The organism is Pseudomonas sp. 21LCFQ02 (assembly GCF_024129895.2).
Classification (GTDB): Bacteria; Pseudomonadota; Gammaproteobacteria; order Pseudomonadales; family Pseudomonadaceae; genus Aquipseudomonas.
Window position 1 is genome coordinate 3125874 of sequence record NZ_CM178749.1, and the last position, 24423, is coordinate 3150296.

At 58.3% G+C, this 24423-nt stretch carries 24 protein-coding genes, 1 tRNA gene and 2 pseudogenes; 19 read left to right on the forward strand and 8 right to left on the reverse strand.

Going from position 1 to position 24423, the window contains the following annotated elements; translation table 11 throughout:
* Nucleotides 1-63 precede the first annotated feature (63 nt).
* The 4 genes from dnaB to NJC40_RS14010 are packed head-to-tail and all read right to left on the reverse strand — an operon-like array spanning nt 64 to nt 3176.
* Nucleotides 64-1416 (reverse strand): replicative DNA helicase, encoded by a 1353-nt coding sequence (dnaB, locus tag NJC40_RS13995; protein WP_253142696.1) that lies wholly within the window; start codon nt 1414-1416, stop codon nt 64-66.
* Complete coding sequence (locus tag NJC40_RS14000; RefSeq protein WP_253142697.1) at nt 1413-2111, reverse strand: DUF2786 domain-containing protein; 699 nt, start codon at nt 2109-2111, stop codon at nt 1413-1415. Before NJC40_RS14000 ends, dnaB begins: the two co-directional genes overlap by 4 nt.
* Complete coding sequence (locus NJC40_RS14005; RefSeq protein WP_253142698.1) at nt 2098-2304, reverse strand: hypothetical protein; 207 nt, start codon at nt 2302-2304, stop codon at nt 2098-2100. The genes NJC40_RS14000 and NJC40_RS14005 overlap by 14 nt, the downstream gene beginning before the upstream one ends.
* Nucleotides 2301-3176: a ParA family protein gene (locus NJC40_RS14010; protein ID WP_253142699.1), complete on the reverse strand. Its 876-nt coding sequence runs from the start codon at nt 3174-3176 to the stop codon at nt 2301-2303. The genes NJC40_RS14005 and NJC40_RS14010 overlap by 4 nt, the downstream gene beginning before the upstream one ends.
* Nucleotides 3177-3664: 488 nt before the next feature.
* Here NJC40_RS14010 and nadA point away from each other — a divergent pair, with 488 nt between their 5' ends.
* The gene (gene nadA / locus NJC40_RS14015; RefSeq protein WP_253115181.1) at nt 3665-4723 is read left to right on the forward strand and encodes a quinolinate synthase NadA; all 1059 of its coding nucleotides are present in this window, start codon (nt 3665-3667) and stop codon (nt 4721-4723) included.
* Nucleotides 4724-4786: 63 nt separating this feature from the next.
* Here nadA and NJC40_RS14020 read toward each other — a convergent pair whose 3' ends face one another.
* Nucleotides 4787-6217 carry a M48 family metalloprotease gene (locus NJC40_RS14020; protein WP_045488978.1) on the reverse strand — a complete coding sequence of 477 codons (1431 nt, stop codon included), beginning with the start codon at nt 6215-6217 and terminating at the stop codon, nt 4787-4789.
* A gap of 138 nt (nt 6218-6355) precedes the next feature.
* On the opposite strand from NJC40_RS14020, the gene NJC40_RS14025 reads away from it, so the two are divergent.
* Together NJC40_RS14025 and NJC40_RS14030 are read left to right on the forward strand one after the other, a co-directional pair.
* The gene (locus NJC40_RS14025) at nt 6356-6604 is read left to right on the forward strand and encodes a sulfurtransferase TusA family protein (protein WP_253142700.1); all 249 of its coding nucleotides are present in this window, start codon (nt 6356-6358) and stop codon (nt 6602-6604) included.
* Nucleotides 6605-6633: 29 nt separating this feature from the next.
* Nucleotides 6634-7704, forward strand: coding sequence for an AI-2E family transporter (locus NJC40_RS14030; RefSeq protein ID WP_253142701.1), 1071 nt, complete (start codon nt 6634-6636; stop codon nt 7702-7704).
* A gap of 48 nt (nt 7705-7752) precedes the next feature.
* Here NJC40_RS14030 and NJC40_RS14035 read toward each other — a convergent pair whose 3' ends face one another.
* Nucleotides 7753-8226: a peroxiredoxin gene (locus tag NJC40_RS14035; protein WP_045488984.1), complete on the reverse strand. Its 474-nt coding sequence runs from the start codon at nt 8224-8226 to the stop codon at nt 7753-7755.
* Between the two features lie 10 nt (nt 8227-8236).
* The gene (locus NJC40_RS14040; protein WP_045488985.1) at nt 8237-8800 is read right to left on the reverse strand and encodes a glycine cleavage system transcriptional repressor; all 564 of its coding nucleotides are present in this window, start codon (nt 8798-8800) and stop codon (nt 8237-8239) included.
* 314 nt (nt 8801-9114) lie between these two features.
* On the opposite strand from NJC40_RS14040, the gene dapA reads away from it, so the two are divergent.
* The 11 genes and pseudogenes from dapA to NJC40_RS14095 all read left to right on the forward strand — a co-directional run bounded on the left by dapA (nt 9115) and on the right by NJC40_RS14095 (nt 17858).
* On the forward strand, nt 9115-9993 hold the full coding sequence (dapA, locus tag NJC40_RS14045) for a 4-hydroxy-tetrahydrodipicolinate synthase (RefSeq protein ID WP_045488987.1): 879 nt from the start codon (nt 9115-9117) through the stop codon (nt 9991-9993).
* A gap of 18 nt (nt 9994-10011) precedes the next feature.
* A complete protein-coding gene (gene bamC, locus NJC40_RS14050; RefSeq protein ID WP_045488989.1) occupies nt 10012-11133 on the forward strand; it encodes an NlpB/DapX family lipoprotein in 1122 nt (373 codons plus the stop codon).
* Nucleotides 11134-11892, forward strand: coding sequence for an MBL fold metallo-hydrolase (locus tag NJC40_RS14055; RefSeq protein ID WP_045488991.1), 759 nt, complete (start codon nt 11134-11136; stop codon nt 11890-11892).
* A gap of 27 nt (nt 11893-11919) precedes the next feature.
* Complete coding sequence (purC, locus tag NJC40_RS14060) at nt 11920-12630, forward strand: phosphoribosylaminoimidazolesuccinocarboxamide synthase (protein ID WP_045488992.1); 711 nt, start codon at nt 11920-11922, stop codon at nt 12628-12630.
* Nucleotides 12631-12711: 81 nt separating this feature from the next.
* A tRNA-Ser gene (locus NJC40_RS14065) sits at nt 12712-12801 on the forward strand.
* A gap of 394 nt (nt 12802-13195) precedes the next feature.
* The gene (locus NJC40_RS14070) at nt 13196-14050 is read left to right on the forward strand and encodes a hypothetical protein (protein ID WP_253142702.1); all 855 of its coding nucleotides are present in this window, start codon (nt 13196-13198) and stop codon (nt 14048-14050) included.
* Nucleotides 14051-14086: 36 nt separating this feature from the next.
* On the forward strand, nt 14087-15088 hold the full coding sequence (locus tag NJC40_RS14075; RefSeq protein WP_253142703.1) for a GGDEF domain-containing protein: 1002 nt from the start codon (nt 14087-14089) through the stop codon (nt 15086-15088).
* A gap of 136 nt (nt 15089-15224) precedes the next feature.
* On the forward strand, nt 15225-15626 hold the full coding sequence (locus NJC40_RS14080) for a hypothetical protein (RefSeq protein WP_144403267.1): 402 nt from the start codon (nt 15225-15227) through the stop codon (nt 15624-15626).
* A 182-nt stretch (nt 15627-15808) separates the two neighbouring features.
* Nucleotides 15809-16399: pseudogene (locus tag NJC40_RS14085) on the forward strand (PAS domain-containing protein); the annotation flags it as partial.
* Between the two features lie 159 nt (nt 16400-16558).
* Nucleotides 16559-16996, forward strand: a pseudogene (locus NJC40_RS14090) (methyl-accepting chemotaxis protein); the annotation flags it as partial.
* 205 nt (nt 16997-17201) lie between these two features.
* Nucleotides 17202-17858 carry an acetyltransferase gene (locus NJC40_RS14095; RefSeq protein WP_253142705.1) on the forward strand — a complete coding sequence of 219 codons (657 nt, stop codon included), beginning with the start codon at nt 17202-17204 and terminating at the stop codon, nt 17856-17858.
* 28 nt (nt 17859-17886) lie between these two features.
* Here the strand turns inward: NJC40_RS14095 and NJC40_RS14100 are convergent, their stop codons facing one another.
* The gene (locus tag NJC40_RS14100; protein WP_253142706.1) at nt 17887-18588 is read right to left on the reverse strand and encodes a WbqC family protein; all 702 of its coding nucleotides are present in this window, start codon (nt 18586-18588) and stop codon (nt 17887-17889) included.
* 498 nt (nt 18589-19086) lie between these two features.
* Here NJC40_RS14100 and gvpU point away from each other — a divergent pair, with 498 nt between their 5' ends.
* The 5 genes from gvpU (at nt 19087) to NJC40_RS14125 (ending at nt 24377) form a co-directional block, all read left to right on the forward strand.
* Nucleotides 19087-19560, forward strand: coding sequence for a gas vesicle accessory protein GvpU (gene gvpU / locus NJC40_RS14105; RefSeq protein ID WP_045489006.1), 474 nt, complete (start codon nt 19087-19089; stop codon nt 19558-19560).
* A gap of 536 nt (nt 19561-20096) precedes the next feature.
* Entirely contained in the window at nt 20097-21788 is a 1692-nt protein-coding gene (locus NJC40_RS14110; protein WP_253115165.1) for an NAD-dependent malic enzyme, read from the forward strand.
* 143 nt (nt 21789-21931) lie between these two features.
* Entirely contained in the window at nt 21932-23065 is a 1134-nt protein-coding gene (gene rnd, locus NJC40_RS14115; RefSeq protein ID WP_253142707.1) for a ribonuclease D, read from the forward strand.
* Nucleotides 23062-23355 carry a YcgL domain-containing protein gene (locus NJC40_RS14120; protein WP_045489014.1) on the forward strand — a complete coding sequence of 98 codons (294 nt, stop codon included), beginning with the start codon at nt 23062-23064 and terminating at the stop codon, nt 23353-23355. Before rnd ends, NJC40_RS14120 begins: the two co-directional genes overlap by 4 nt.
* Nucleotides 23356-23444: 89 nt before the next feature.
* Nucleotides 23445-24377 (forward strand): D-2-hydroxyacid dehydrogenase, encoded by a 933-nt coding sequence (locus tag NJC40_RS14125; protein WP_253142708.1) that lies wholly within the window; start codon nt 23445-23447, stop codon nt 24375-24377.
* Nucleotides 24378-24423 lie beyond the last annotated feature (46 nt).

Sequence of the window (24423 nt, forward strand, 5' to 3'; positions counted from 1 at the left end):
GGAGTCGAAAATGCCGGTTGCAGTTACCGCAGCAGTGCGTCGGTTGCACAGGGTTTAGAGTTGTCATGCACGCGCTCCTTGCCAATCCACGTTGGCGCTGAGATTGGCGAAGCGGGTCTGGTGAGGAATAAAGGCTGTACGCACGGTGCCGCATGCGCCGTTGCGATGTTTGGCAGCGATGATTTCAGCGATGCCTTTGTGCTCAGTCTCCGGGTGATAGACCTCATCCCGATACACGAACAAAATCACATCCGCGTCTTGCTCGATCGCGCCGCTGTCGCGTAGATCCGCGCTGATCGGGCGCTTGTTTGGGCGTCTTTCTAGGTCGCGATTGAGCTGGGAAAGAGCCACGACGGGGCAGTTGAACTCTTTGGCCAGCGCCTTGAGCGAACGAGAGATTTCACTGATTTCGTTGGCCCGATTCTCCTGGCCTGGTGAGCGCATCAACTGCAGATAGTCGACCATGAGCAGCGCCGGTGGACCGAACCGCCGGGCTGCGCGTCTGGCTTTAGCGCGAAGCGCCGCCGGCGTCAGGTTTGAGGTGTCATCGATGACGAGCCGAGTGCCGAAGTCATCAACTTTTTTCACGGCAGATGTCAGCCTCGACCAATCTTCATCCTCAAGTTGGCCATTCAGAAGTTTGCCGAGATCCATGTGACCCAAGATGGCCAACAACCTGTAGATCAGTGCCTCGGTAGGCATCTCCATGCTGTAAACCTGAACTGTTTGCTCTGCAGGCGCGCTGTTCAGCGCTGCGTCCACAATGTTCAATGCGAAGCTGGTTTTGCCCATCGATGGGCGTGCACCGAGGATGATGAGGTCTGCAGGTTGGAAGCCTCGGGTGAGGGTATCCAGATCAGTAATGCCCGTTGGCACCCCGGTTACCGTGACATTGCCGTTGAAGTGCGCATCAATTTTGTCGACGACTGAGAACAACACGTTCTTGATGTCGGCAAACTCACTCTGCACTTGGCCTTCGCCAAGCTTGAATAACTGTTGCTCGATCTCGTCTTGAACAACGGCTGCCTCAGCTTGATCGTCAGCAGCGGCCCTGGAGCAGTGGAACCCAAGCGACATTAGCCGGCGTAGATGCGCTCGATTACGAACGATCATCGCGTAGTGCTGGATGTTGGCCACCGAGGGAGTGTTTTTCGCCAGTTCCGCGATATAACCGAGTCCGCCGATTTGATCCAGATCGGCCATTGAGTCCGAGAGTGTCACGACGTCAAAAGGGCTGTTCTTCTCGGCGAGAGCGGTGATGGCCCTGAAGATGCTCTTATGCTCGGACCTGAAAAAGTCATCAGCCTGGATCTGATCAGCAATCAGATCCCACGCCTCATTATCAAGCAGCACCCCGCCCAGCAGGCCTTGCTCGGCCTCGACTGAGTGGGGCGGCAGCAGATCCAGGGCGCTCATTGAGCGCCCCCTTGGCCAATAGCCATCGGCCTTTGTCCCGACACGCCGCGATGGAGCTTGGCCTGAGAGCCTTCTTCCCACCCTTGCAGGCTCGACCGGTTGTCGTAACCCTTGGGGTCGATCGTTTTCGTGGTGAACTGCTTCAGGTTTGGATGGTGGCGTTCCAGGTAAGCGCTGACCTTCTGGCTTGTGGATGCGTCCAGGCCGGTGGCGAACTGGCGAACTTTGGCGCTGACTGCGCTGATCCAGGCCTCAGCAAATATTTGTCCACGACGGCGCTTTGTCGCCAGATTGCAGCGGCGTTGTGCGGCAACATGCTCCCGGCGAGCTTTCTGTAGCTGATGCAGCAATCCCGAGTAGGTATGGGCGGCGAGTTCCGGTGCGACGCCCAGACCAATGAACTTGAATGACCAACCTAGCGTATGGTGGTAGTAGCTCAGGTGCGAAGCATCGAATGCCGAGGCGCAGGTGCTTGCAAGGGAGTGCTGCCAATGTGCGGGCGAGCGCTGGGTTTTGGTTGAAACACTCGATTCGTTGACCTGGCTTGCGTCAATGTCGGTCGATTCGAGGTTGTATTGGGACATCAACGCCCGGGCTTGTCGTAGAGCTGTTTCTACTTCGTTAGGCGATGCACCATTGGAGTTGGCCAGGGCCAGCAACTTGCTGACCTTGGCAATGACCTTATGCTTGTCCATGACCGGTCTCCGTTTTGAAGGCCGGATCGGCGCCGATGAACACGCTGTCAGGCACGTCACTCCAGTCGCGGCGAAGTGTGTCGAATCGACCTTCGCTCCACAGTTGGAGAAATTGCAGCGGAGCTTGCTCGGGGTGGCCGAGCACATACTCCATGGCAGCAGTCGCGGCAGCAGAGTGGGAGTGGCGGATCATGCCTGCTCCCCCTTGGCCACCCTCACCAATTGCGCAACGCGCTCTTCGGTCAAGCCCTCAAGCTGCTCGCGGAATTCAGGAAAGAGCTCCTGCGCGAGTTGCCGGAACACAGCCAGCGCGCATGGACTCTTGCGATTGGACGGTTGCCGGTATTCGAAACGATGGGCAGGAAGGCCCAGAGTCGCCGCTTTCCGAAAAATCGTGGAATGCGGGACGATGGTGTTGGTCAGCGAGATTTCTGGGTGGTCAGCGAATATCTCGATCAGGCTTTCGTAGATGCTCCATGAGTCAACCGTGTCCTCCATGTCGTTGATCACGATCTTCACGGGCGGCAGCTTCATGCCCAGGCGGCTGTACACACGCATGCCGTCGAGCATCTGCATCGTACCTCGGTTAAATTCCCGGGCTGCGAGCATGTTCGGCGGAAGAGGGGAGATAGCGACGTCGGATGCGAGGATCACCATTTCGAGCACAACTGAGCGTGCGCCCTGGGTGTCGATCAGGATGACGTCGTAGTCGTTGTCAAACTGGTCCATCAGGTTGGCCAGTCGCAGCCGCCCATCAGGTGCCTGCAGGAGCAGGCCGCCGAGCTGGTTGTTGTCGTCGTTGGAGACAATCACGTCCAGATTACGGATGGACGTCTTCGAAATGATCCGTTCCGGCGCGGTGACGTTAAGAGCCAGCAGATCGTAGATACCGCCTGGCGCTTCATGGATTAGCGGGTAGTAGGACGAGCTTGTGGGCTGGACAGGGTCAAGATCTATGATGAGAACCCGGATGCCGGCATCTGCGAGCAGTGCGCCGAGGTTCGTGGTGCTGGTGGATTTTCCAGTGCCGCCTTTGGTCGAAACGACCGAGTACTTCCGTGCCATGGCTTGAGCCTCTAATGGGGGACATTAGAGGTTGATGACGTCCCTTCCTGGCACGCGAAGCCCCGTATTTCGTGGGCTAGAGGCTGATTTTCATCAGTTGTCTTTTAACCAATTGGTCGTAGGTTCGAATCCTACACGACCCACCATATATACGCAGAAACCCTCCCTAGTGGAGGGTTTTTGCGTTTGGCTGCTTAAATAATTTTTGATCTTCTGTCAGGCAAGATTTGCGGCACTGCTTGTTTTGGCTCAACGACCGAGCACTTTTGAACTTTATTTAAATAGTAATCATTAGCAGATTTGGCAGTTTAAATATTTGTGCTGATACCGTTCATTAGGGTTAGAATCTGCCCGCTTCAGGCCGCAGGGCTTGAGGTTGTGTTCAAGAGCTGGATGCTCCCAGATCTACGGGGCGCCGGCTTTTTTTTCGCATGCCTTTCGGGTGTAAACTTGCATTACGCGCCACCGCGCACTCAGGTCCAGCCAACATGACGCAGATTTCCGAACGCTTTCTGGTGCAGGCCCATCTGGCGGCCAAGCAGCCAAGAGAGTTGAGCCTCGAAGAACAAGCCCACTACCGTGCGCAGATCGCTGCCGAACTCAAAGCGCGTGATGCGGTGCTGGTTGCGCATTATTACTGCGACCCGGTTATTCAGGCGCTGGCCGAAGAGACCGGCGGGTGTGTGGCGGACTCTCTGGAGATGGCGCGTTTCAGCAATAACCACCCTGCCAGCACCGTGCTGGTCGCCGGGGTGCGGTTCATGGGCGAGACAGCCAAGATCCTCAACCCGGAAAAGCGCGTGTTCATGCCGACCCTGGAGGCAACCTGTTCGCTGGATGTGGGTTGTCCTGTCGATGAGTTCTCGGCGTTTTGCGATAAGCATCCTGACCGCACGGTGGTGGTCTATGCCAATACCTCGGCAGCTGTTAAAGCTCGCGCCGACTGGGTGGTGACTTCCGGCTGTGCGCTGGAAATCGTCGAAAGCCTGATGGATAACGGCGAGAAGATCATCTGGGCACCGGACAAGCATCTGGGGCGCTGGATTCAGCGCGAGACCGGCGCTGACATGCTGCTGTGGGACGGTGCCTGCATTGTCCATGAAGAATTCAAGTCCAAGCAGCTTGAGGACATGAAGGCGCTGTACCCTGAGGCGGCAGTGCTGGTGCATCCGGAGTCGCCGGAAGCGGTTATTGCGTTGGCCGATGCAGTCGGTTCTACCAGTCAGATGATCGCTGCCGCGCAACGTCTGCCGAACAAAACTTTTATCGTTGCCACTGATCGCGGCATTTTCTACAAGATGCAGCAGGTGTGCCCCGACAAGATCTTCATCGAGGCGCCTACCGCCGGTAACGGCGCGGCATGCCGCAGCTGTGCGCATTGTCCGTGGATGGCCATGAATACCCTGGAGCGTACCTTGCAGTGCCTGCAGGACGGTAGCAACGAGATCTTTGTCGATCCAGCCCTGATTCCGCATGCCGTACGCCCGTTGCAGCGCATGCTGGACTTCACCCAGGCTGCCCGTCTGAAGCAGGCGGGCAACGCTTGAGGCAGTGGATGTAAAAAGCCCGGCATCGCTGCCGGGCTTTTTTATTTGCGCTGCCCTCAATTGTTACATCATGCCTTTGACCAGACGTTCCTGTTCGACCAGTTCTTTCTGGCGGGCGTCGATGCGTGACGCCAGCTGGAAGTTGTTGCTGGAACGACGCTTGGCGAAGTCCAGTTGCTGGATGGCCTGGCGGAAGTCGCCGACCAGAGCAAAGAACTCGGCGCGGGCCTGGTGCAGGCCGACGGTATTGCCGGTCAGGCCACGGGCTTCGGCCACCTGATACCAGATGTCCGGGTCGACCGGACGGTTTTTCAGCAAGGCATCCAGGGCTTTTTCGGCTTCAGCGTTTTTGCCTTGCTTGAGCAGGGTGTCGATACGCGCCTGATTGAGCGGGTAGTTGCCAGGGTATTGAGTCAGCAGGCGCTCTGCGCGCTGCTGAGCTTCGGCGAGGCGGTTGCTGGTGATGTCCAGGTCGATCTGGGCCAGGTTGAAGGTGATGTCGTTAGGTGCCTTGTCCAGCAGCGGCTTGAGGCCTTCGCGTGCTTCGTTGAGCTGGCCGCCCTTGATCTGGGCAATTGCCAGGCCATAGCGAGCGTAGTCTGACTTCGGGTTTTCGCTGAGCTGGGCACGGAAGCGCTTGGCAGCAATGCCTGGGGTTTCTTCATAGATCAAGGCGATGCGGGCACGCATCAGTTGATAACGCAGGCTGTCTTCCTTGCCGCCGGACGCGGCCTGTTCGGCGCGGTTACGGGTGTCGGCGATACGTGACTCGCTGACCGGGTGGGTCAGGAGAAACTCTGGCGGCCTCGCATCGAAGCGGTACTGGCGCATCAGACGTTCGAACATGGTGGGCATGTTGCGCGGGTCGTAGCCGGCTTTTTCCAGATTGAGGATGCCGATGCGGTCGGCTTCCTGCTCGTTCTGGCGCGAGAAGCGTCGCTGCTCCTGAATCGCTGCGGCCTGTGATCCGGCAATCGCGGCCATGCCGGCATCCCCGGCGCCGGCCGCAGCCATGACGATACCGGCCAGCATCGCGGCCATTACCGGCACCTGCATGCGTTGCTGGGCCTCGACACCACGGGCGAAGTGGCGCTGCGACAAGTGGGCCAGTTCGTGGGCCATGACTGAGGCATATTCGCCTTCGGTCTGGGCGTGCAGAAACAGGCCGCCGTTGACACCAATGATTCCGCCGGGGGCGGCGAAGGCGTTGAGCTGGTTGCTGTTGATCAGGATGAATTCGAGGCGCCGGTCCTGGACCTGGCTGGTCTCGGCCAGTTTATAGACCGAGGACTCGACGAAGTCTTTGAGTTGCGGGTCGGAAAGCTGATCGACCTGCGAGCGCAACATGCCCAGCCATGCCCGCCCCAATTGATGTTCCTGTTCCGGGGAGACGATGGACGAACTGGAGTCGCCCAGCGAGGGCAGGTCATCGGCCATGACCGGAGTGGCCAGCAGGCAGGCGAGGGTGAGCAGTGTAGGACGCAGAAAATTCATGCACGAAGCTCTGGGTAAATGTGCAGCTACTGTAGCTGCCTCAATGGCTTGCTGACCAGAGTGCGGTATTCTTCAAGCCATGTATGAAACATCCTGATTACTTTTTGCCACAACGATGTGCCTGGCTGGAGAGAAACGATGTCTGAAGCTGTAGCCCCCGAAAACTGTGATGCTGAACTGGATGCACGCGGGCTCAATTGCCCATTGCCGCTGCTCAAGGCCAAGATGGAACTCAACCGCCTGGTCAGTGGTGCGGTGCTCAAGGTGCTGGCCACCGACGCCGGCTCCCAGCGTGACTTTCGCAGTTTCTCACGGCTCTCCGGTCATCAGCTGTTGCATGAGCAGAGCGACGCGGGGGTCTATACCTACTGGTTGCGCAAAGCGTAGCTGGCCGTTTTTCTTCAAAAGGACGTTTGATGTACAAGGTGCTCCAAGACTGGATGCAGCGCTACTTTTCTGATGAAGAGGCGGTGGTGCTGGCGGTTCTGTTGGCTCTGGCCTTCACCCTGATTCTGACCCTGGGCGGGATGCTGGCGCCGGTCCTGGCCGGGCTGGTACTGGCGTTTCTGATGCAGGGGCAGGTCGGGCTCTTGATGCGTTTGCGCATCCCGGAGCGCGTAGCGGTGAGTCTGGTGTTCACCTTGTTCATCGGTTGTTTGCTGGTGTTTTTGCTGATCCTGGTGCCGCTGCTGTGGCATCAGTTGATTACCTTGCTCAATGAGTTGCCCGGCATGCTCGCCAAGTGGCAGTCGCTGCTGCTGTTGCTGCCTGAGCGTTATCCGCATCTGCTATCCGATGAGCAGGTGTTGCAGGCAATCGAGGTGGCGCGGGGTGAGGTGGGCAAGGTCGGCCAGTTGGCACTGACCTTTTCATTGTCCAGCCTGCCGCTGCTGGTCAACCTGATGATCTATCTGGTGCTGGTGCCGATCCTGGTGTTCTTCTTCCTCAAAGACCGCCATCAGATGGGCCGCTGGGCGCGGGGGTATCTGCCGCGTGAGCGGGCACTGCTGACCCGGGTGGCCAGAGAGATGAACCGGCAGATTGCCAATTACATCCGTGGCAAGGTCATCGAGATTGTCATCTGCGGTGGGGTGACCTACGTGGCGTTTGTCGCGCTGGGGCTCAACTACGCGGCGCTGCTGGCGATGCTGGTGGGCATTTCGGTGGTCGTGCCCTACGTTGGCGCTGTGGTCGTCACCGTGCCTGTGGCATTGATCGGCCTGTTCCAGTGGGGCTGGGGGGATCAGTTCATCTACCTGATGGTCATTCACGGGATCATCCAGGCGCTCGATGGCAACGTGCTGGTGCCGCTGCTGTTCTCCGAGGCGGTAAACCTGCATCCGGTGGCAATCATTTGCGCCGTGTTGCTGTTTGGCGGGCTATGGGGCTTCTGGGGGATCTTTTTCGCGATTCCGTTGGCCACCCTGTTCAAAGCGGTGCTCGATGCCTGGCCGCGCCAGGAGCCTGTTGTGGCACCGATGTTGTAGGGTATTCCGGGCGGCGCAGGGCGCGCTGCCCGGGTTCATAATGCGCAATCAGGCCTGATTCAGCTCTTGAGCCTTGGCCAGCACCTGCTCTACATGGCCGGGCACTTTCACGCCGCGCCACTCATGGCGCAGCACGCCATCCTTGTCGATCAGAAAGGTGCTGCGATCCACTCCCAGGTACTCCTTGCCATACAGCTTCTTGAGCTTGATGACATCGAACAGCTGGCACAGTGCTTCATCCTTGTCGCTGATCAGCTCGAACGGGAACGCCTGCTTGGCCTTGAAGTTCTCGTGAGTCTTGAGGCTGTCACGCGATACGCCGAACACCAGGGTGTTGGCGGCTTCGAATGCCGCAATGCTGTCGCGGAAGTTCTGGCCCTCGGTGGTGCAACCGGGGGTATTGTCCTTGGGGTAGAAGTAGATCACCACCTGACGCCCCTTGAGGCCGGACAGGCTGACGGTCTGACCGCCAGTGGCGGCTACCTGGAAATCGCTAACGGATTGGTCTACTACAACGGCCATCAGGCATTCCTTACATTGGGGCTTGTGGGCGCCATGGTTCGATCAGTGCGTCGAGGTTCAGGGCGTCGGAGAAATCCAGGAACTGGTCGCGCAGCCAACTGATCTGGGTACCTGCCGGCAGGGTTACGGTAAAGGTCGCATTAAGCATGGTGCCGCCGGTCTGCGGCGCCTGGTAGGTGTCGCAGGTGAGGTTTTCCAGCTCGACGTTGTGGTCGATGAAGAACTGGCACAGCTCATTGATAATGTCCGGGCGATAGGCCGAGCTGACATAGGCAACGTACGGCAGTGCCTCGGGACGGCTTTCAAGGGCGGCACTGCGCACCACGCTGATGGTGAAAGTGTGTTTCTTGGCCAGGTTGGGAAGCGCGACTTCCAGGCGCGCCAGAGCGTCCCAGCTGCCGGATACCTGCAGCACCAGAGCGCTGAACTCGCCGTGCCTGGTCAGGCGCGAGCTGACCACCGCACAACGGTTTTCATGGCTGGCGCGAGAGAGAATGTTGGCCAGTTCCATAGGGTTGGCGCCTAGGGCGCTGATGACAAGAAATTGTTCGCGAACCGGGGGGGTGGAGGACATGCAGCATTCCTAGATGATGAACGGTCGGTATCTTCCGGGCCTTTTCGAGCCGCTGGCAGGGATGGTCTGCTCCGCTGCTGTTCCGAACCTTCCTGACCGGGTCAGCCGTGGCAGGGTCGCAACGCGCTGGAACAGGGCTGTCAGGGGCAAAACCGGGCGATTGGTCGCCGAGCGCAGACGAACGATACTGAGCAAAGGGTGAAGGGTAGCGAAATCCTTCGCCAAGGGGAATGCTCAGAGCGCCGGAGTTCGCTTGTACAAGGCTGATGGCGCCAGTACCATTACGGCTCTCTTTTTCCGGCAGGAGCGGTTGCATGATTGCGGGCAGTATGGTGGCACTCGTCACACCCATGGATGCACAAGGTAGTCTGGACTGGGACGCCCTGAGCAAACTGGTGGACTTCCACCTGCAAGAGGGCACCAACGCCATTGTCGCGGTCGGTACGACCGGCGAGTCGGCGACCCTGAGCGTAGACGAGCACATCGAAGTGATTCGTCGCGTGGTCGGCCAGGTGGCCGGGCGCATTCCGGTGATCGCCGGAACCGGCGCCAACTCCACCAGCGAAGCGGTGGAACTGACCACCAATGCCAAGAATGCCGGCGCTGATGCCTGCCTGTTGGTGGTGCCGTACTATAACAAGCCTACTCAGGAAGGCCTGTTCCAGCATTTCAGCCACATTGCCCGCGCCGTCGATATCCCGCAGATCCTCTACAACGTCCCTGGCCGCACCGCCTGCGACATGCAGGCCGAGACAGTGATCCGCCTGTCGACCGTGCCGAACATCATCGGTATCAAGGAAGCCACCGGCAACCTGCAACGCGCCAAGGACATCCTGGCCGGTGTCAGCAGTGATTTTCTGGTCTACTCCGGTGACGACGCCACGGCGGTAGAGCTGATGCTGCTCGGCGGCAAAGGCAATATCTCGGTCACTGCCAACGTTGCGCCACGGGCCATGAGCGACCTGTGCGCCGCCGCCCTGCGAGGCGATGCCGCCGCCGCCCGGGCCATCAATGACAAGCTCGCGCCGCTCAATAACGCCCTGTTCGTCGAATCCAACCCTATCCCTGTGAAGTGGGCGCTGACCGAGCTGGGTCTGATGCAGAGCGGTATCCGCCTGCCACTGACCTGGCTCAGCCAGTCCTGTCACGAGCCGCTGCGCCAGGCCCTGCGCCAGGCCGGCGTACTGGTTTAATTGAGGAAGTACAACGCAATGAAGCGATTGGCCGGACTTTCCGCACTTGCCCTGATCATCTCCAGCACCAGTGGTTGTGGCTGGGTATGGGGCCCAGACGGTTACTTCCGTGATCGCGGCAGCGATTACCTGGAAGCGACCCAGACAGCACCGATGCAGGTGCCAGCCGATATCAGTGGTGCCAAGCGCCTCGATCCGCTGCTGCCGATTCCGCGCAACGTTGCCGATAGCACCCACAAAGGTGAATACGTCGTGCCGCGTCCGCAACCGCTGAGCACTTCCTTGGCCGAGGCCGGCGATTTCAGCCTGCAGCGTAACGGCGAAGCACGTTCGATCCTGGCCCAGCGCCCGCCGGCCGAAGTCTGGCCGGTGGCGCACCAGTACTTCGAAGACAATGGTTTCCGGATCGCTGAAGAGCGCCCGCAGACCGGTGAGTTCACCACAAGCTGGCAGCGTGGCGACGAACTCTCGGCTTCGGTGGCTCGTCGTCTGGCCGGTGGTGGTAGCCCCGCTGACGGCGAAACCCGCGTACGGGTACGTATCGAGCCTGGCGTGCAGCGCAACACCAGTGAAATCTACGTGGTCAGCGTTTCCCGTGCCGCGGGCAGCACCAGCGATGTCGAGTTTCCTGCGCGCAGCGCCAACCTCGGCGTTGACGCTTCGCTGACCGACGACCTGCTGGCGAGCCTGAACCGCAATGCCGGGCAGGGCGGTTCGGTGTCGCTGCTGGCTGCGCGTGACTACGATGCCCCGAGCCGCGTGGCCCTGGGCTCGGACGGTAGCGGTAACCCGGTCCTGAATGTGGGTGAAGACCTTGATCGTGCCTGGTCCAGCGTCGGTCGTGCGCTGGAGCAGGGAGACTGGCGCGTTGAAGACATCAACCGCAGCCTGGGTCTGTATTACATCAACCTGGCAGAGCGGGCCAAGACGCCTGAAAACGAATCTGGTGGCTTCTTCAGTGGTCTGTTCGGCAGCAAACCGACCAAGGAAGAGCTTGAAGCTCGCGCCGAGCGTTATCAGGTGCGCCTGAGCAAGGTCGGTGACAGCGTCCAGGTGACGGTCGAGAAGAACATCAACACCGTGGCACCTGCCGATGTGGCGCGTCGCGTGTTGAGCATCATTCAGGATCACTTGGGCTAAGTGCGCTTCGCGGTCCTCGGCAGCGGCAGTCGTGGCAATGCCACGCTGGTCGCAAGCCACGATACTTATGTGTTGGTCGATTGCGGCTTTTCGCTGCGTGAGACCGAGCGACGCCTGGCCCGGCTGGGCGTCGCTGCAGAACAGCTCAGTGCGATTCTGGTGACCCACGAACATGCCGATCATGTGCATGGCGTGGGTTTGCTGTCTCGGCGCTACAATGTGCCGGTGTACCTCAGTCGCGGGACGTTGCGCGGCATGCGCAAACCTGTGGAGGCCGCTGCACTGCTCTGTGCCGGCGAGTCGCTGCGCATCGGCGCGCTGGACATCGACGTGGTGTCGGTCGCCCACGATGCACTGGAGCCAACCCAGTTTGTCTTCAGCGACGGGCAGCGGCGCTTTGGCCTGCTGACCGACCTGGGGTCATATTGCACGGACGTATTGCAACGCTATCAGGGCCTGGATGCCCTGATGATCGAAGCCAACCATTGCCGCGATCTGCTTGCCAGAGGGCCTTATCCGGTCTTTCTCAAGCAGCGGGTGGGAGGCCACACAGGACATTTGAACAATCATCAGGCCGCGAGCCTGGTGAGCGAGCTGGGATGGCAGACACTGCAACACCTGGTGCTGGCCCATCTGAGCAGCAAGAACAACCGGCCGCAGTTGGCCCGGCAATGTTTCGTCGATACCCTCGGGTGCGACCCGGACTGGCTGCAACTGGCCGATCAAGATTGTGGGCTCGACTGGCGACAGATCGCCTAGCCCAATCATTAGCAAGCGGAGCCCATCATGGAAAAGCGCGAAGAACTCTACCGCGGTAAAGCCAAATCGGTTTACAAGACCGATGACGCCGACCGTTTGATCCTGCTGTTTCGTAACGACACCTCGGCGTTCGACGGCAAGCGTATCGAGCAACTGGACCGCAAAGGCATGGTGAACAACAAGTTCAACGCCTTCATCATGCAGAAGCTCGAAGAGGCCGGCGTGCCGACCCAGTTCGACAAGCTGCTGGGTGACAACGAAGCACTGGTCAAGAAGCTCGACATGATCCCGGTCGAGTGCGTCGTGCGTAACTACGCTGCCGGCAGCCTGGTCAAGCGTTTGGGCGTTGAAGAAGGCCTGAAGCTTGAGCCTTACACCTTCGAACTGTTCCTCAAGGATGACGCCAAGGGCGACCCGTTCATCAACGAATCTCACGTGGTGGCATTCGGTTGGGGCACCGCCGAGCAACTGGCGCGCATGAAAGAGCTGTCGCTGAAGGTCAACGAAGTGCTGAGCAAGCTGTTTGACGACGCTGGCCTGCTGCTGGTCGACTTCAAGCTGGAGTTCGGCGTGTTCCACGGCCAGATCGTGCTGGGCGACGAGTTCAGTCCTGATGGCTGCCGCCTGTGGGACAAGGAAACCCGCAAGAAGATGGACAAGGATCGCTTCCGTCAGGGGCTGGGCGACGTCATCGAAGCCTATGAAGAAGTCGCGCAGCGTCTGGGCGTGCCCCTGTAAGTTTGCAAGCGCTTGATACCACGAAAAAAATTGTAGAAATGTCTCGACAACTACGATCAAGCTGGTATGATGCGCGCCATTGGAGAGATGCCGGAGTGGTCGAACGGGACGGATTCGAAATCCGTTGTACTGGCAACAGTACCTAGGGTTCAAATCCCTATCTCTCCGCCATACAACGAAAAGCCCCGCAGATGAAAATCTGCGGGGCTTTTTAGTTTTACTCCTGCTGCATGCTTTTGAGCATCGTTCCTGGTTCGGTATCAGCCAGCTGTCTCGCATGACGTGGTCTGCTGTGTTCAGCCGATCGCCCGGTTGTATAAATGTTGGCAGTTATCCTACAACCGTGTCGGCCATTATATAAATTTAATTGGTTTGCCATACCCATTAACAAGTTAGGGGTATACAGGCTTAATTGGATCCAGAGATATCCTTTTGTCTACCACTCACCCAGATGATGTGAAACATTTTTGGGGTGGAAATATGTCTGGTATCAAATCGGTTACCATGGGCCCGGTATTGTCTGACGATCCACGCATTTAAACCCTGATTGTGGGCAAGGTTATTTATGGATGGCGCGCAATTAAGAGCCTGCCTGGAGGCTGAGGTAGATGAACTGCATGCCCAAGGTAATATTGACTCGCTCATCAAGCAGCATTATCAGTACCTGGGGCAGTACTATAAAGTTCGGCCGTTCTTTTACAAGAATGTTCTGAAATTTGACAGGTTTATGGTGGTGTTGGCCATGTTGGCCAACTATTACGATGAGCATCTTCCTTCGCTGTCAAAGGTTCGCGAGTTGTGTTTGCAGCGTGGTTATTTGTCCAAAAACAGCCTGGAGTCGTATTTCTCCTTTTTCATTATTTCCGGTTATATGGAGGTGACGCATCACCCGGATGATCGACGGCTCAGGATTTACAGGCCTTCTGTGCGGGCCATGGCTGAGGCCGTCAATATCGTCAGTGCCTATTACTTTCCGGCGCTCGGTATGACGGATACCTGTGATGGCTCTGCAAAGGTCAGTGGACGAACCGTAGAGGCGTTCTTTCGCGGCTTCAAGCGGATTCTGGATGCTGACATCACCCTTGACATGCTGCTGCCGGAAAGCCGCTGGCTGATTAATCGCGACGGCGGGCACATGCCGATGCTGGCCCTGTTCGTCGAGGCGCTGGAAAAGCAGGCCAAGGCCGGGTCGGGTTGTAAAAGGTCGAGCTACGGAGAAATGTCTGCCGGGCTTGCGGTGTCGAGCACTCATTTGATCAGGCTGGTGAGGGAGGGTGAAACGAAGGGCTATTTCACAACGGCCAGGAGCACCTTGGAACTGTCGGAAAGCTTCATGCAGTTGGTGCGAAAAATGATGCTGATCAACTTCGCTATTACCCGAGTAAGCATCCGGCTGGGTGAACAGCACACCGGCCAATAAGGAGGTACATGAAGACCAACATGGAGCAGGGTAAAGTTGCAGCGAACTCAAGACAGGCGACTCAGAACGGTGTTGCATGGCGGTATTGTGCGTGCGGAGTGTCTGGCGATTTCCAGTTGGTGTGTGGTGCAGTGGCTTGTTTACTCCCGTCAGTCAGTGATCGAGGCGCTCCTGCTGTTTTTTCTGATGATTGCCATCAGTCTTGTCCAGACATTTACCCGTAGCGATAAAGTCTGGCGGCTCGCGGGTGTGGTATTTGTTCTGGTGTTTTCTGCATCTTACAAGTTTTTATTTGTTTCGCGTCCCGAGCTGTATCAGGCATTTTCATTGGCTTTTGCAGTCATTGCCGTATTGGGCGCTTCGTTGCTGATCCGCAGTCCTCATGATTACACGGTCACTGCGTTATTGACCTGGTTGATTATCTGGCCCGTCGCACCCTTGGCGGTGCCGGACGCCAATCTGTATGTCGTTATCTTTGCCCTGTTTTCCGTCGCGTTGGGCGGGCTTAACAATTATTCGTTCATGGATTCTCTGAGGAGCATTTTGGCGGCCGAGCAACAGTATCGGGTTATGGCTGAAACCGACTATCTGACCGGTATCTACAACCGTCGTGCGTTCATGGCGCGTTTCGAGCGCCTGGCGCTGTCCGTGCGGGGCGGGTGCTTTCTGATGATTGATATCGATAACTTCAAGCGTGTCAACGATGGCTGGGGGCATGACGTCGGTGATCAGGTTCTGTGTGCCCTGGCGCGTTGCCTGGATCAGGTGCAAGGCAGTCACTGTCATGGGCGCCTTGGTGGCGAGGAGTTCGGTGTGCTGCTCGATACGCGTAATACCCAGGAGGCCGTCGCTTATACCGAGCGCCTGCTGCAGGCGGTGCGCGGCTGCGACTTTTTGCCCTGCAGGTTCACCGTGAGTGCGGGCCTGGTGTCTTTCGAGCGGGGGGCGGATGTCTCGCACGTGCTCAAAAGCGCTGATCGCAAACTTTACGAGGCCAAGAGTGCCGGTAAAGACAACTTCAAGATGCAGGTGTGCTGAGTGTTCGCCTGCTATCGCTCATACCGCTGTAGAAACCATTGCGATAGAGCAGGGAGGTGCCATGAGGCACAGCATAGCGACAGCCGTTGCCGATCTGGAGTCCGGTGTCGCGCACCTGAAAGGTCAAGTGTCATGCATGTTGCTGAAGATCAATCAGGTCGATTGCGCCATTGACATTGCCAAGTCGCTGCTGGCCAGCACAGATCGGTTAATGGGCGGGCCCCAGACCAATGCGAGCAGTTTGAGTGACCTGTCCTGTGTTCATCTCAAGGGCGAGTTGTTGAGGCTTATTGCGGTCGTCGAGGAGGGCGTCAGAAGAATTCTGGGGCTGACCGGCATGTTGATCGACGACGTTCGCCAGAGACTGTTGATCATCAGTCGGGGGTTTTGCGAGTTCGATTCAGCGCGTGGTCGTTTGAATGCCCTGAAGACGGTGCTGGATGACGTCGAGTCGTTATGTGTCTCGATTCTGGCGCGATCCAGCGTTCAGTTGCTGGCGCTTGATGCCTTGAAACAGAACAAGGGCGCCCTTGAGTGACCGCTTGGCAGGTTCTGCCGGTGGTTCATTCGCCGTAACCATTGGGAGGTGTGAGTATGTTCGACCGACGCTTGAAACAAGAGCTGATAAAGCGCGATAACCAGTTACGGCAGTTACAGCAACTGGGTGCACAGCTGGATGCGGGCATGCTCTCAGTGCGCCTGGGTCCGGATTTGAAAGTCATGGCATTCAACAGCGCATTTGCCGATTCGCTGGGGCGCGTGCCTGAGCGGCTGCATGGCCAGAGTCTGAAGCAGCTCATGTCAACGTCAGGCAGCACCGCGGGGCTCTTCGCAGCGCTGGAAGACGGACTGAAGGCGTCAAAGCCTGTGCATGACCGTTACCGGTTTATACGCACCGATGGCGGCACGGCCTGGCTGAGCCTGCATTGGCTGCCGGTGTATGACGATGCGGGCCGTCTCGAACATGTGCAGGGTTACGGTTCGGCTATCACCGACATGGTCGAGCAGATCAGCGAACATTCGCAAATCCTGGCGGCGTTGCTCAGGTCCACGGCGGTAATCCAGTTCAATCCCGACGGCACCGTGATCACCGCCAACGATCAATTCCTGCAGAGCATGGGGTATTCGCTGGCGCAGATTCAGAAACGTCATCATCGGATCTTCTGCGCCACGGACTATGCCGCCTCTGCCGAATACGTGGCGTTTTGGGAAAGGCTGCGGCAGGGTGAATACGTGGCGGGCCGGTTTTGCCGGCTGCACAATCGTGGTCATCCGGTCTGGCTGGAGGCTTCCTATAATCCGGTCTATGACGCTGAAGGGCGGCTGTACAAAGTGGTCAAGTTCGCCAGCGTCGTAACCGACCAGGTGAGCCGCGAGACACAGGTCAAAAGCGCTGCGCAGATTGCCTACGATATTTCGCGCCAGACCGAGACCCGCGCCGCGCAGGGTACCGAGGTCGTACAGCAGGCCATCAAAACCATGAAATCCATCGCCGGTCAGATGCAATCGGCGACCGCCAGCATGCAGGCTTTGGGCGATCAGTCGTTGCTGATCAGCAGCATGGTGGAGAAGATCAGCGCGATTGCTTCGCAGACCAATCTGCTTGCCCTCAACGCGGCTATCGAGGCTGCGCGTGCCGGTGAGCAAGGTTGGGGCTTTGCAGTTGTGGCCGATGAGGTGCGTCAACTGGCCGGGCGCACCAGCGCGGCCACCGGTGAAATCGTCCAGATTGTCCAGCACAACAAGACCCTGGCTGACAAGGCGGTCGAAGACATCCAATCCAGTCGGACAAAGGCCGAGCAAGGCCTGCTGATGGCCGAGCAGGCCGATACCGCGATCATCGATATTCGCAATGGGGCCATTGAGGTGGTTCAGGCTGTAGGAAGGGTCACGGTGGATTTGGGCTAAGCGCTTGGTATGCACAACTGCGCCGTAGAGCCGGTCGCCCGTACCGATGGCCGGGTATTTGACGACGATCAGGTATCTATTCTGGTTGCCCTATTCCCTGCTCGCGGCGCCAGTGCGACTGCTATCGTGAAGAGCACGATTCAGCGTGTTGTTACGTATTACGTTGGTTTGACCTGACTCACAATCGAATGCTCAGGGGGCCATCATGCAAAAGACTGTCATTTTTGGAGTGCTCGATACTGCTCAGTTGGCGTACTACTACTTGAAAAAAGACCCTTCGGTTGAAGTTGTCGGTTTCACGGTCAACCAACGTTATCTCCCGGAATCGAGACATTTCGAAGGCTTACCGGTGGTGCCGTTCGAATCCCTCCATGAGTATTTTCCGTGTGTCGGGTACAAGCTGTTTGCACCGATGACGGGGCGCAGGATGAACCGTCAGCGTGAGTCGATCTATCTTCAGGGCAAAGAAAAGGGCTACGACTTCATTTCATACGTCAGCCCCCAGGCGACGGTGAATGACAACCTGATCGGTGAGAACTGTTTCATTCTGGAAGACAACACACTGCAACCCTTCACCAGCATCGGTAACAACGTGGTCATGTGGAGTGGTAACCATATTGGTCACCATAGCGAGATTCGCGACCATGCGTTTTTCGCCTCCCATGTGGTCCTGTCCGGGCATTGCCTGGTCAATGCCTATGCCTGGTTCGGCGTCAATTCGACCATCACCAATAATTGCACGATCGCTGAGGGCACCTGTGTCGCCATGGGGGCGCTGATTTCGAAAGACACTCAGCCTTGGCAGTTATATGTCGGTGCCCCGGCGCGCGCGGTGAAAAGCAGTCAGGAACTGGATTTCTAGGCATCCCATGGTGTGTAAGGCCTGCGCCTCACAGGTAATCGTAGGCCTCAAGATGCGGTTTTATACCTTGGGCGCCGACTTCCATCAGCGCATCGATGATCGACAGGTACGGGGTAAAGACTTTGCCACGCTGGCGGTAGGGCAGTGGCTGCATGGCGATGAATTGCAGATTTATACCGGCTTTGGCAAATGCCCGTGGCTCGTACAGTGACCTGCCGCCCTGGGCGTTGATGTAGCGTGTTGCACTTTCCTGGCGACAAATATCCAGAATCCGTTCCTGCGCCGCCAGGTGCGCGTTGTTGTAGATCTGGCTGCTGGGGATGATTCGCGCCGTCAGGCCCATGAAGCTCGCCATCATTTGAATCTGATAAGTCAGAAATTGCGCAAGGTTGCTGCTCTCAAAGCTCAGCAGGTGCTCAAGCAAAGGAAACACCTGATGGAAGCAGGGCGCTTTGCCGTAAGCCATTTGTACACTCATCAGCATTCGACGCTGCCACTGCGCGGCGGGTGCGATCTGGATCTGGTTAATCTTGCGGTTCTGCGATGCATCAAGCAGCGGCAATGTGATCAAGCCCGCAGCGTTATTGATCAGGATCCGGTTGCGATTGATCCAGCCACGGTTGATGTAGTTCACGTCGTCATAGACCACGAAGCAGTCCGAGGCGTGTAGCAGTTGCCAGTAGCCAATATAGGGAAACAGGTAGGGTTGCATGATCGCCACTGCGCTCATGCAATCGCCTCGGCAATCGCGAAGTTGTTGCACGGGGGCTTGAAAGTGATAACGCTGACGTGCAGATGGTGGCGGAAACTGTCGAGCATCCGTTTCTCTCCCTGGCGATTCAAAAAATGTCCTTGGCCCACGTGTACGGGCGTAAGACGTATTGAATCGCTCGCGCTGGCCCATCCGGAGTACAGGTTCAGTTAACTGTCGACCAACGCTCTGAGGTCACGGGTGATCAGGTCAATCACTCCAGCAAACTGTAGCAGCCAGGGGTGTTCGTGCAACGGACGGCTTTGCAGTGGCGGTAAATATTATTGCGTGCTGACGGGTATGCGCATGGCGTGGTGCATGAGCGTCGCCGGGTGACTCTGCATGTCATCCATCTGGTCTATTCTCCCTGCAAGTGCATACGCTATCGGGGGCTTCCTACGGTTGCGCAGCACCCTCCGCTGTCGCCCGAAGTGCCACACGGCCTCGGTTCACTCAGTTGCATGCAAGGAGTTGCAAATGACCGATGTAGATCAAGCAGAACAAACCCCTTCGCTTCCGGATCAAGGCTACGATGAGCTGATCGCTCAGTTTCAGGCGCAGGGTCGGCAGATTGATTGGCTGCTGCAGTGGCTGGTCAGGTTTGTGGTGAGTACCAAGGTCGAGCTGGGTGTCACCCTGTCGGTCGGTGGAAATCTGCTGTCAGGACATCTTGTTTCTCATGATGCCTATTTTGATCAGCTAGCCGAGGAGCTGGCGGCGCCTTTTGGTCAATTTCACAACGGTACTGATCAATCAATGAAGGAAATGATTCTGTCGTTCAAACCCGGTGAGCTGGCTGAGGACGACAATCACGCCTTCCACTTCATTCATCTCAAGGACGCCAAAACCTACTCTTCTGACCAGAGCCCGATCTGCGAAACCGGCGTGTTGTGGCGTGGCCGCATCGCTGCGGTAGACGGCTTCAGTATCGGTCGGATCGTGACTCATTGATCGCAGCTGTCCGGCGCGGTGCAAGCCTCGCCGGCGGTTCACTTTATCAACGGGCAAAGAAAAGCCCGCCGGATGGGGGGAGCGGGCTTAAGGTTCACACTTGGGAGCGACTTCAAGATGCAACAGCCGCTGTGAAAAGTTCGTGAACTTCATGTCATGGTTTTGCAGCCTGTTAGTTTTTGTTTTTTTGTTCGCCAAGGCTGGGTTTCGGCCGTCGTTGCGAATGCCCGCTGAATTTCCCACGTCGACGTTCTCCAGCGCCAAATCAGCGCGCGCCGTCGTCATTGGCCGTTGTCGTCAGATGGCAACAAAATCTGTGCAGCGTGGTGCAGGCGATCTCGCTGAAAACTGTCGTTTTTTAGCGACAATATGTCGCAGCGGGGCGGGTGTCGCGAGTAATATGTGCGGCCTGTATTGCTCACCGAATTTTTCCGGTATGGCCTGAGAGAGCTGGCAAAAAAACAATAACGCAACACGCCAGGTTGCACGCCCCGGTCTTGCACAGAATTTACGAGAGACGAAAAGGCGAAGAAGAAATGACCAATACCACACGACCGCTGTACATTTCCTACGCAGGTCCTTCCCTGTTGGAAATGCCCCTTCTGAACAAGGGCAGTGCGTTCACTCCGCAAGAGCGGATCGATTTCAACCTGATCGGCTTGTTGCCACAAAACGTGGAAACCATCGAAGAACAGGTGACCCGGGCCTACAGCCAGTATCAGCAGTGCGCCAGTGATCTGGACAAGCACATCTTCCTGCGCTCGATCCAGGACAACAACGAGACGCTGTTCTTCCGTCTGCTGGACGCGAATCTGGAACAGATGCTGCCGATCATCTACACCCCGACGGTCGGTCAGGCGTGCCAGGAATTCTCCAAGATCTACCGCACCCACCGCGGCCTGTTCATTTCCTATCCTGACCGCGATCGTATCGACGACATCCTGCGCAGCGCGACCAAAGACCGGATCAAGATCATCGTGGTAACCGACAGCGAGCGCATTCTCGGTCTGGGCGACCAGGGCATCGGCGGCATGGGGATCCCGATCGGCAAATTGTCGTTGTACACCGCCTGCGGTGGGGTCAGCCCGGCCTACACCCTGCCGATCGTGCTGGATGTCGGCACCAACAACCGTGAATTGCTGGATGACCCGATGTACATGGGCTGGCGCCACGAGCGGGTGACCGGCAAGGAGTACGAAGACTTCGTTGCGCTGTTCATAGAAGCGGTACAGCGCCGCTGGCCGGACGTGCTGCTGCAGTTCGAAGACTTTGCCCAGGCCAACGCCATGCCGTTGCTGGACAAATACCGCGACGTGCTGTGCTGCTTCAACGATGACATTCAGGGCACCGCGTCCGTGGCGGTGGGTACGCTGCTGGCGGCCTGCAAGGCCAAGCAGGAAACCCTCGGCCAGCAGAAAGTGGTGTTTCTGGGCGCCGGTTCCGCCGGTTGCGGTATCGCCGAACACATCATCGCCGCCATGCAGGTCGAGGGCCTGAGCGAGGCCCAGGCACGCAAGCGGATCTTCATGGTCGACCGTTTCGGTCTGCTCACCGAGGGCATGGATAACCTGCTGGACTTCCAGAAGCGCCTGGCGCAGCAGTCTGCTGACGTGGCCGGTTGGGCAAGCGCCGGTCAGGACTATGCGTCACTGCTGGATGTGGTCAGCAACGCTGGCGCCACCGTACTGATCGGGGTTTCGGGTCAGCGTGGCCTGTTCAGCGAAGAAGTGATCCGTGAGTTGCACAAGCACTGCCCGCGTCCGCTGGTGATGCCACTGTCCAACCCGACCTCCAAGGTCGAGGTCACGCCTGAGGAAGTCCTGCGCTGGACCGACGGCCAGGCCCTGGTTGCCACCGGTAGCCCGTTTGCCCCGGTGAACATCAACGGTCGCACCGTACACATTGCCCAGTGCAACAACTCGTACATCTTCCCGGGCATCGGTCTGGGTGTCCTGGCGTGCAAGGCTTCGCGAATCAGCGACCGCATGCTGATGGCAGCCTCGAACGCCCTGGCCGAATGCTCGCCTATGGTGACCGGGGAGGGCGATGCGGTGTTGCCGCCGCTCAAGGACATTCAGCAGGTCAGCCGCAAGATCGCTCTGGCCGTGGCCAAAGAGGCCCAGGCCGAAGGGCTGGCGCTGGAAACGCCGGAAGACGTTATTCTCGACGCCATCGAGCGTAACTTCTGGACGCCTGAGTACCGTACCTACCGTCGGCGTTCCAACTGACCGACAGCCGGGGCGCGCAATGCGCCCCGGCCTCCTGCAACATCTGCTCAATACTATGAAGATTGTGCAAAGACTTGCCGGCTGATGCGCGACAAGCTCCCACGGCGATATATACTGCGCGCCATTATCCAAGGGAGAGCCGTGTGGCCATCGATATTCACTGGATCCGCGACGACGACAGCCTTGCCCGCCAATGCACGCAATGGCAGTCTCTGCCGTTTATCGCCGTCGACACCGAATTCATGCGGGTCGATACCTTCTATCCGATCGCCGGTTTACTGCAGGTCGGATATGGCAACAACGCCTGGCTGATCGATCCTTTGCTGATCAACGACTGGCACCCGCTGGCGGTACTGCTGGAAGACCCGGCCGTTACCAAAGTTCTGCATGCCTGCAGTGAGGACCTCGAGGTCCTGTTGCGCCTCACCGGCAGCCTGCCGCTACCGTTGTTCGATACCCAACTGGCAGCCGGTTACCTGAACATCGGCTTTTCGATGGGCTATTCGCGGCTGGTGCAAGCGGTGCTGGACATCGAACTGCCCAAGGGCGAGACCCGTTCCGACTGGTTGCAGCGGCCACTGTCCGATACGCAGGTCAGCTATGCGGCAGAAGACGCCATGCATCTGGCCGAGCTGTTCAACAAGTTGCAGCCACAGCTATCGGCCCAGAAGTACGCCTGGGTTCTGGAAGACGGCGCCGAACTGGTCGCCAATCTGCGTCGCGAAAGTGACCCGCGCGAGGCTTACCGCGAGGCCAAGCTGGCCTGGAAGCTGTCTCGTCAGCAATTGGCGGTGCTGCGTGAGCTGTGCACCTGGCGTGAGCAGCAGGCGCGGATTCGCAACCAGCCGCGTAATCGTATCCTGCGTGAAGCTTCGTTGTGGCCGTTGGCCAAGACCCAGCCGGATCAGCTCACCACGCTGGCGCGCATCGAAGACATGCACCCGCGTACCGTGCGTCAGGATGGCGAGTTTCTCTTGCAACTGATCAAGAGCGCGGGCAGTACCCCTGCCGATCAATGGCCGGCGCCGCTGCCGGAACCGCTGCCGATCGAAGCCTCGGCCATGCTCAAGTCATTGCGCGCCATCGGCCAGCAGTACGCCGAGCGCCTGGATATGGCGCCGGAATTGATGCTGCGCAAGAAAACCCTGGAGTTGCTGCTCAAAAGCGGCTATCCCCAAGGGCCTTACCAATTACCCGATTCGCTGCGTGGCTGGCGCCGTGAGTTGATGGGCCAGGCACTGCTCGACAGCCTGGCCAGTGTCGGAGAACAGCCTTGAAACGTATTTGCTCCATCTATCGCAGCCCCAAGAAGAACGAGATGTACCTGTACGTCCTGAAAAGTGACGTGCTCAGCCGTGTACCTGAGGGTTTGCTGACCGCGTTCGGCAAGCCGCAGCATGCCTTTGACCTGGTCCTGAGCCCTGAGCGTGCGCTGGCGCGTGAGGACATCACCAAGGTGCTGGAAAACCTCGACAACCAGGGTTATCACCTGCAAATGCCGCCTGCCGAAGAAGAATACATCGAGCATTTGCCCGAAGAACTGCTGCGTCGCAACGATCCGGTGTGATCGTGTCTGCCGGCATCCGACGGGTGCCGGTCTGGTGATGCCCGGTACTTCGTATTGACCTGCCTGCCCGAATTCCAGGATTGCCTTGCATGCGCGTTCTGATCGCTGAACATGATTACGCTCTCTATACCCGACTGCTGCAACAGGCTGCCCCACAACTCGAAGTCCTGAGCAGTGGTGATTCGGCGCAGTTGGCCGAAATGGCCAGTGATGCGCCGGTCTGGCTGGGCCAGCCCGATCTGCTCGCCACGTTGTTGCGTCAGGGGCACAAACCGCAGTGGATGCAATCAACCTGGGCCGGCATCACGCCGCTGCTCAGTGAGCACCTGAGCCGTGAGTACCGGCTGACCCGTGCGGTGGGTATTTTTGGCCAGGTGATGGCCGAATATGTTCTCACTTATATGCTTGGTCATGAGCGTGAAGTGCTTGCACGGCTGATGAGCCAGGTCGAGCGCAAATGGGATAACCGCCCAGGCCATAGCCTGGCCGGGCGCAAGGTACTGATCGTGGGTGCCGGTGACATTGGTCGGAGTGTTGCGCAGTTTCTACGGCCGTTTGGCGTGCAGTTGTTCGGCGTGGCCTACACGGCGCGTGAGCTGCCGCCCTTTGAACAGGTCGTCACGTTGGCTGACATGGCGCAACTGCTCGGTGATATGGACTATGTGATCAATCTGCTGCCCAACACGCCGCAGACCCATGACCTGTACGATGCGAAGCTGTTCGCTTGCTTCAAGCCTTCGGCGCTGTTCATCAACACCGGGCGCGGCGTGTCGGTGGTCGATGCCGACCTGGTAGAGGCGCTCAAGGAAGGCCATCTGGCCGGTGCAGTGATCGACGTCTGCCGCCAGGAGCCCTTGCCCCGGCGTCATCCGTTCTGGACTGCTTACGGCCTGTTGTTGACCGGACACAGTTCAGCGCCCACCTCGCCACCGGCGATGGTCGAACTGTTTCTGGACAACCTGCGCGCCTTTGAAGCGGGCGAGCCATTGCGCGGCGAGGTGGATTTCGCGCGCGGTTACTGACGGCTGCGCCTGTCAAAATCCGTAGGAGCCGCCGGGCGGCGATCCG

Coding starts and splice junctions, on each gene's coding strand:
- bamC (WP_045488989.1), top strand. CDS start 10,012: ATGAAGCGATTGGCCGGACTTTCCGCACTTGCCCTGATCATCTCCAGC.
- NJC40_RS14010 (WP_253142699.1), bottom strand. CDS start 3,176: ATGGCACGGAAGTACTCGGTCGTTTCGACCAAAGGCGGCACTGGAAAA.
- NJC40_RS14030 (WP_253142701.1), top strand. CDS start 6,634: ATGTACAAGGTGCTCCAAGACTGGATGCAGCGCTACTTTTCTGATGAA.
- NJC40_RS14080 (WP_144403267.1), top strand. CDS start 15,225: ATGTTGCTGAAGATCAATCAGGTCGATTGCGCCATTGACATTGCCAAG.
- dnaB (WP_253142696.1), bottom strand. CDS start 1,416: ATGAGCGCCCTGGATCTGCTGCCGCCCCACTCAGTCGAGGCCGAGCAA.
- NJC40_RS14100 (WP_253142706.1), bottom strand. CDS start 18,588: ATGAGCGCAGTGGCGATCATGCAACCCTACCTGTTTCCCTATATTGGC.
- NJC40_RS14000 (WP_253142697.1), bottom strand. CDS start 2,111: ATGGACAAGCATAAGGTCATTGCCAAGGTCAGCAAGTTGCTGGCCCTG.
- NJC40_RS14110 (WP_253115165.1), top strand. CDS start 20,097: ATGACCAATACCACACGACCGCTGTACATTTCCTACGCAGGTCCTTCC.
- gvpU (WP_045489006.1), top strand. CDS start 19,087: ATGACCGATGTAGATCAAGCAGAACAAACCCCTTCGCTTCCGGATCAA.
- NJC40_RS14025 (WP_253142700.1), top strand. CDS start 6,356: ATGTCTGAAGCTGTAGCCCCCGAAAACTGTGATGCTGAACTGGATGCA.
- NJC40_RS14070 (WP_253142702.1), top strand. CDS start 13,196: ATGGATGGCGCGCAATTAAGAGCCTGCCTGGAGGCTGAGGTAGATGAA.
- dapA (WP_045488987.1), top strand. CDS start 9,115: ATGATTGCGGGCAGTATGGTGGCACTCGTCACACCCATGGATGCACAA.
- nadA (WP_253115181.1), top strand. CDS start 3,665: ATGACGCAGATTTCCGAACGCTTTCTGGTGCAGGCCCATCTGGCGGCC.
- NJC40_RS14005 (WP_253142698.1), bottom strand. CDS start 2,304: ATGATCCGCCACTCCCACTCTGCTGCCGCGACTGCTGCCATGGAGTAT.
- NJC40_RS14035 (WP_045488984.1), bottom strand. CDS start 8,226: ATGGCCGTTGTAGTAGACCAATCCGTTAGCGATTTCCAGGTAGCCGCC.
- NJC40_RS14125 (WP_253142708.1), top strand. CDS start 23,445: ATGCGCGTTCTGATCGCTGAACATGATTACGCTCTCTATACCCGACTG.
- purC (WP_045488992.1), top strand. CDS start 11,920: ATGGAAAAGCGCGAAGAACTCTACCGCGGTAAAGCCAAATCGGTTTAC.
- NJC40_RS14020 (WP_045488978.1), bottom strand. CDS start 6,217: ATGAATTTTCTGCGTCCTACACTGCTCACCCTCGCCTGCCTGCTGGCC.
- NJC40_RS14040 (WP_045488985.1), bottom strand. CDS start 8,800: ATGTCCTCCACCCCCCCGGTTCGCGAACAATTTCTTGTCATCAGCGCC.
- NJC40_RS14095 (WP_253142705.1), top strand. CDS start 17,202: ATGCAAAAGACTGTCATTTTTGGAGTGCTCGATACTGCTCAGTTGGCG.